Origin of the sequence: Blautia sp. DFI.1.216, from assembly GCF_020594215.1 — a bacterium.
Lineage (GTDB): Bacteria > Bacillota > Clostridia > Lachnospirales > Lachnospiraceae > Blautia_A > Blautia_A wexlerae.
On record NZ_JAJDML010000091.1, the window covers coordinates 1 to 7165 of the forward strand.

A 7165-nucleotide genomic window follows, 5' to 3' on the forward strand; every position below is an offset into this window, starting at 1 on the left:
ATTTTTGCCTGAAATCATCAATTTGCTATTGACTTTTTATTTGCAGGCTCGGTAACTGAATTACCGAGGATTCCCGCTTATTTTCCTAAAATATTTCCAAATAAAAAGGACTGCCCATTTGTACACTGGCAGTCCCTAAAACAATTCTTACTTATTCTATTATACTAATGCAGCACCTAAAGCTTTGCAAGCATCTGTAGCTTCATCATCTGGCTCTTCCTGGCAGATCACGCTGTCGCATACAAGATTTGCACCTGCTTCTTTACAGGACTCTTCCCAGTTACGCATCCATTCGCCGTCTCCCCATCCATAAGAACCAAACAGAGCGATGTTCTTGCCTTTCAGGGCATCTTTGCATCCGTCAAACATTGGCTCGAATTCTGTATCTTCGAGAACTTCATCTCCCATTGCAGGGCATCCGAAGGCGATTGCATCATATTCAGCAACTTTAGAACCGTCAAAATCCTCACAGGTATGAAGAACAGCTTCGCCGCCTTTTTCCCTGATTCCGTCTGCAACTGCGTTTGCCATTGCTTCTGTGTTTCCTGTGCTGCTCCAATATACAACTGCTACTTTACTCATGATTAAAATCCTCCTTAAATTTGCTCTGCCTTTTTCTTTGCCGCAAAGCCATGATTTATATTATAATAAAAAGTCATACGGCTTTTCTATTATACTGATTCTTAAACGAACTCTCCATCCCTGCTATATTACTGTATATAGCTTCTTTCTTACGCTGCCACCGTCAGCTGACGTACACTTCTTCCCTGATTCCAGAGACGTACATACACGCTGGTACATTTCTTAAATCTGGCAAAAGCCTTTATTGCCTCACATTCATTGCAGTAAACCTTCCAACAACCTACACATTTACAGTTCTGCCCTGCATTCTTGATAAATCCGATCACATCTCCCAGCGGATATCCCAGAAATAATCCGATTTCATGAGGAAAATCTTCTCTCTGGGCCAGGCGGCTTCTCAGTCTCTCAAGTGCATATGCAGGATCTGTACTCTCATACCCATACTTCTTTATGAAATTCGCAACACCAGGTTTCTTCAGATCTCTTTCAAGGCTTGAGAACCGGCAGACATAAATCAGCGCCTTTTTCTCACTCCTGCGAAGTACTGTGAGGGAAACGCCTTTTTCTCTTACACATTCATTAAAGCCTTCTACGCTTTTCCATAATTCTTCCTCAGATTCATATTTATATGTAAAAAGATTTCCGGTTTTAATAGATGCTAATGTAGGTGAACAATGTTCGATCACAGATTTCTCCAACATGTTATGATCCCTTTCTCAATGGCAAAATATTAATTAGGCCATGCTAACTATCTATCAAAAAATAACGCTTTACGAAACATTTTATTGCTTTTGTTTGCTGCAAAGCTTGAATTACTGCTATAAAAAGACCTTCAACAGATCGTTCAGCAATTCGAGTTATTTATGTCTAACTTCATAACTTAATATATACTATCTCTGGTATTCTGTCAAGTTAATTTTGTATAACTTTTTTTTAGTAACTGCCTTTTTTAACCGCATCAAGTAAGTCCCCGGGGTCGGTTGCAAAAAACAATAAGCAATGGGTAGGGACTTGCTTGTATCAGGAGGAGTGACAACTCCTTCTGATACACTGTGAAACAGTTATTCGATGTAGCGCCGCATAGCAAAGCGGATGATTTTATCCGCTTGACCATAAAATCTCATCCTTCTATACAGATCGTACTTCCAACTCCATCTTCTGTCCGTTTCTTTGTTACTATGATCTTCTTATCAATACGTTCTTTCAGCTCTGCTACATGGGAAACAATTCCCACCAGTCTGCTTCCCTGACTGAGATCCTTCAATGCGCGGATTGCCTGATCAAGGGCATCTTCATCCAGAGATCCGAAACCTTCATCCACAAACATGGTATCAAGCTGGATTCCGCCGGAGCTTGACTGAATTTCATCAGAAAGTCCCAATGCCAGAGACAGGGATGCCTGAAATGTTTCTCCGCCTGATAAGGTCTTAACACTTCGGACAGTTCCATTGTAATGATCTACTACATCCAGTTCCAGACCGGTTTTCCCTACCCTGCTCTTGTTTTCTTTCCTGCGAACTAACTCATACTGACCGCTGCTCATGGTCATCAGACGGATATTGGCACGCGCAAGAATGCGGTCAAAATACTGCATCTGGATGTAAGTTTCCAGCATGATCCTTGCCTTACCCGTGATCGTACCATTGGCAGTGTCTGAGAGAGATTTCATCCACTTCCAGCGGGTTTCCGTTTTCAGAAGTTCTGTCTGCTGTCTGCGGATTTTTTCATACATGTCACTGTTGATTTCCAGGCGGGCATGGATTTCATCACGATTTTCTGAAAGTGATTTCTTTTGCTGTGCAAAGTTTTCTTTCTGAGCATTCAGTTCCTCAGCTGAAATACTTATGGATTCTTTTAACTGTTCTGTCAGAGATGCAATTACCGAATCCAGTTCTGTCATTCTCTTTTCTAATACTTCTCTCGCTTCTGTTACTGTTTTGTAATGTATTTCAAGCTTCTTTTGTTCCTCAGTCTTAAGCTGAATCTGAGACAGGATTTCTTCCTTTGTCCTCTCACCCAGCTCTTTTTCCATATTCTCTCTCTGCTTCTGCAGCTGCTCATATCTGGATTTCTCTGCTGCTGTCTGCTGCTGATTCTGATTGATCTGGTCTGTGATCGTTGTGAGTTCTGCCTGAGTCTTACCAATCTGCATCTCCAGAAGTTTTCTCTGTTCCAGAAGTGCTGTCAGATCCTTTTGTTTCTGTCCCAGAATATTTTGCTGCTGTTTCAGCCATTCTGCTGCTCTCTTTCCCTGCAGCAAAGCCTGTGATACATTACAGATTTCCTTTTGATACACTATTTCACCGCTGTGATCCTGTGACAGTTCCGGATCAGTTTTCATTCTCTGTCTTATATCTTCTTCATGGATCCATGTCAGTACAGGTTCGTCCAATTGATTCTGCAGCTGTTCCTGAATACTTTCCAGCTGGCTCTTCCTCTTTTCAAGACTGATCTGTAATTTCTGAAATTCTTTTGCATGTCGTTCTGACTGTGTGCTGAACTCTTCCTTTTTCTTCAGTAAATCCTGATGAACTTTTTTCTGTTTTTTGATTTCTTCCAATCCTGTCTGTACACTGCTTTCCTGATTTTTTACAAATAAACATAATTCATGATCAGGAAGTTCCTTTCGAAGTATCTCTTGTGTCTCCTCTTCTGGCAGAAACTGCGCTATATAACCTTTAACCCCTTCTGTCAGTTCTTCCCTGCAGCGCTGCATCAGTCCTGCTGCCTCTCCTGCCTGCACACTTGCGTCAGATGCCGCTTTTTCCGCAGCTTCTGTTAACTTTTTCTGTTTTTTCAGCTGTTCTTCTGTAGGAACTTCATTCGGAATCTGTGTAAGCTTCGGATGATGAACAGAACCACATACCGGACATGGCATCCCATCCTGAAGATCTGCTGCCAGAACACCCGCCTGCGCATCCAGATAGGCCTGCTCCATTTTGTTTAAAATTTCTTTTATTTCTGTCCGTTTCTGAGAAGCGGTCAGATAACCCTTCTTTTTTCTCTCTGCTTCCTTTTCCAGATCCTGATACCGTTTCTGCTGATCTTCTATTTTCTCTATCTGCTGCAAACGTATGACCAGACTGTTCTCTTTAATTTCCAGATTCCCACCGGAAACAATTTTCTCTTCCAGATCAGTCAAATCCTTTTTTATCTGTTTCGCAAGTTGTTCTTCCTGCCCGGACTGTGTTTTCAGTTCACTGATTTTTGTCTGAAGAAACTCCAGATTTCCACAGTTCTTATAAATTCCTGCATAAAGAGTATCTATTTTCTCTTTCCGGAAATCTGTTTCTGCTTTTTCTTTTTCTGCACCGTCTGTTGTCTGATATTCTTTTTGTTTTTCTTCAAGCACAGCTTTCATTTCTTTCTGACGATTCTGCAGCTCTGTACCGTCCGTTCCCAGTTTCTCTATCTGCAGGGAAGCCTTCTCTGTTTCTCTGAGCAGATTTTCCAGATTTGTATAACGCTCCAGATTCTCTTTTTCTTTCTGTATGGAAAGCATCAGGCGTTGGATCTCCTCAGGTTCCTTTGCCCCATTTTCTGCAGCTTTTTGTGCCTGTTCCAACTGCGGAAGCAATACCTCTTTCTCTTGCAGAAGCTGTTCCTTCCTTGCCTTTGCATCTGCTTCTTTATGAGCCTTTCCCAACAGCTGATTTACTTTTTCCAGTTCTTTATCGTTCTCTTTGATCTGCTTATTCAAATTTTTCAGCGTCTCTTTATCTACCTTCAGAAACTGCTCCAGGATTTCCAGACCTTCTTCCAGATTTCCCTCAAAGCCATTCTTCTCCATCAATATCCACTGTTGTCCCAACTGGTCTTCTGTAGAATATCTGACCTGTTCCGTATACTGGCGAATACTTCTCAACAGCTCTTTATACGCCTTGTCCAGACCACCGGCCTCGAATTTTAATTTTTCCTGAATCACCTTATAAATATCCGTATGGAAAAGCTTTCTGAAAATGTTGCTGCGTTCCTCTGTATCAGCCAGCAGCAATTTCCTGAAATCTCCCTGTGCGATCATAGCAATCTGCGTAAACTGCTTCATATCTAACCCGATCAGATCAGTAACTGTCTGATTCACTTCCTTCAGCTTTGTCACAGGAGCTCTTCCATCAGAAAAAGTAAGCAATGCTTCCCCTTTCTGGGTGGTCATTCCGGTACCTCTGGTCTTTGGGCGCTCATAATCCGGGCTTCGCTTCACTGTATACACTGCATCTTTATATTCAAAAATATATTCCGCATACGTAGGTGTTTCCGGTTTTGCATACTTGCTTCTGAGCATGGATGCCTCCCGGACTCCTCCGCTTGTCTCCCCGTACAACGCAAATGTAATCCCATCAAAGATCGTCGTTTTTCCTGCTCCCGTATCTCCGGTCACCAAAAAAAGTCCCTGTCCTCCAAGCTGTGTAAAATCGATCACAGTCTCATCCGCATATGGACCAAATGCAGATAATGTCAGCTTCAATGGTTTCATACGCGCACCTCCTTCAGATCCTGGATCAGTTTCTCCACAAACTCTGTCTGCTCTTCTTTCATAGGTTCATTATTTAACAGTTCATAAAACTCCTCAAACAGCTCCAGCTCTGACTTCTGTTCCTGAGCCTCCACTGCCTGAACCTCCCGATTCTCACGTGTTCGTTTATTATCATATTCCAGACGCATCAGGTTGGGATAAACAGTACGCAGCTTCTGAAGTGCCCCCGGCACATCTTCCTCATCTGTCAGGGTAATCTGAAGATAATCCATCTTATTTTCAGCAGTATAATGATCCTTCGCCGTCACATCCATATAGGTTCCCCTCAGCTTACGCATATCCCGTCTGGGAATCAAGGGTACTGTACTGACCCTCACATTTCCCTTCTCCAGAAGCTCCACAATCGTTACCGACTTTTTATGATCTGCTTCCGAAAAAGAATACTTAAGCGGCGTCCCACTGTAACGCAAGGTCTCTCTCCCCATTTTCTGAGGTCTGTGGATGTGTCCCAGTGCCACATAGTCAAAATCCTTAAATACTTCCGCACTGACATTGTCAAGACCGCCAACCCATGTTTCTTCTGAGTCACTTCTGTCTGCTCCGGTCACAAACTGATGTGCCACCAGCACATTTCTCTGTGTCGCATCGATCTCACACTCCTGCAGAGCAGCCATAACACCCTCTTCATAAGTATTAATGTCATCCCTCTGCAAAGCATGGCGTACTGCCGCAGGTTTCAAAAAAGGCAGAAGATATACAGATATTGGTCCATACTGATCTTTTAACACAATCCTTTTCATCTCTCCATCATAAACCTGCGAAATATAAATATCACTGCTTTCAAACAGCTTTGCTCCAAAGGAAAGCCTTTCTGCTGAATCATGATTTCCACTGATCATGTACACAGGAATCTCAGCTTTAGCCAGTCCTGTAATAAATTCATCAAACAGCTGCACTGCCTCTGCCGACGGCACTGTCTTGTCATAAACATCCCCTGCTATCAGAACTCCATCAACTTTCTGTTCCTCAAAAATTTTGATCATCTGATCCAGAATATATCTCTGATCCTCCAGCATGGAAAAATCATGCACCCTTTTTCCAATATGCAGATCTCCAATATGCGCAAACTTCATCCCACATCTCTCCAATCTAAATATCATTCCTGCCTACTCTACCTGCCGGCGGCATTCTGATCAATTATTTATTCCACTTTCAGAATATTTTTGCTATCCTGATACTCCTTCGGAATCTCTTCTGTAAGAATTTTAGCATCTGTAAACCCGCCGAATGTCACAGAACTTACTTCTCCAAACTTTGACTTATCTGTCAGGATATATACATCTTTGCACTGCTTCATTGCAGTACTCTTTACAATTGCTTCACTGGTATCCGGTGTGGTAAAGCCTTCTCTTCTGGTGATCCCGTTGGTTCCGAAGAAGCCCTTTGTAAAATGATACATCTGGATCATCTGCATCGCCTGACTGCCTACGACTGCCTCTGTTGAACTCTTAAGTTCTCCTCCGATCAGGTAAACCCGGATTCCCATCTTTGCCAGAGTCTGGGCATGGGATACTGCATTTGTGACAAAAACAGCCCTTGCACCCGCCAGATATTCCAACATCAGGCCAGTGGTAGTTCCTGCATCCAGATAAACGAAATCATCTGGCGTTATCAGGCCGGCTGCATATTTTGCAATCTTCTTCTTTTCTTCTTTATTTAATTCTGATTTCTGTGCCACTGTCGGTTCATAGGCAGTTACTTTATGATTTAATGCTACTGCGCCGCCGAAAACCTTGGTAAGTTTTCCCGCTTTGTCCAGTGCAGTGATGTCTCTGCGCACTGTGGACTCTGATGCGTCCAGAAGTTCTCTCAGTTCTGTTACTGTAATACTTTTTCTTTCTTCCAGAAGCTTCAGAATAATGTCAAATCTCTGTTCTGTAAGCATATGCTTCTGCCTCCATTATATATTTACTTTGATTGTTTACTTCTGATTATTTTCTCCGATATCTACGAATTGCTCCGCTGCTTCGCAGCTCCCGCAATTCTACGTTACCGTTCACTCCGTTCACAGTAACGTAGCCAAAATTCATTCCAGATTGCCTGCGGCAA

General features: G+C 42.7%; 5 protein-coding genes. All 5 read right to left on the reverse strand.

Annotation, left to right across the window (positions count from 1 at the left end; genetic code table 11):
- Positions 1–159 precede the first annotated feature (159 nt).
- A complete protein-coding gene (locus tag LJE11_RS18290; protein ID WP_055053622.1) occupies positions 160–582 on the reverse strand; it encodes a flavodoxin in 423 nt (140 codons plus the stop codon).
- Between the two features lie 149 nt (positions 583–731).
- The gene (locus tag LJE11_RS18295; protein ID WP_055053621.1) at positions 732–1283 is read right to left on the reverse strand and encodes a DUF3793 family protein; all 552 of its coding nucleotides are present in this window, start codon (positions 1281–1283) and stop codon (positions 732–734) included.
- Between the two features lie 419 nt (positions 1284–1702).
- The gene (locus tag LJE11_RS18300) at positions 1703–5056 is read right to left on the reverse strand and encodes an AAA family ATPase (RefSeq protein ID WP_120062274.1); all 3354 of its coding nucleotides are present in this window, start codon (positions 5054–5056) and stop codon (positions 1703–1705) included.
- Positions 5053–6189 carry an exonuclease SbcCD subunit D gene (locus LJE11_RS18305; protein WP_120062275.1) on the reverse strand — a complete coding sequence of 379 codons (1137 nt, stop codon included), beginning with the start codon at positions 6187–6189 and terminating at the stop codon, positions 5053–5055. The genes LJE11_RS18300 and LJE11_RS18305 overlap by 4 nt, the downstream gene beginning before the upstream one ends.
- 68 nt (positions 6190–6257) lie before the next feature.
- Positions 6258–7001, reverse strand: coding sequence for a DeoR/GlpR family DNA-binding transcription regulator (locus tag LJE11_RS18310; protein ID WP_120062276.1), 744 nt, complete (start codon positions 6999–7001; stop codon positions 6258–6260).
- Between the last annotated feature and the right edge of the window lie 164 nt (positions 7002–7165).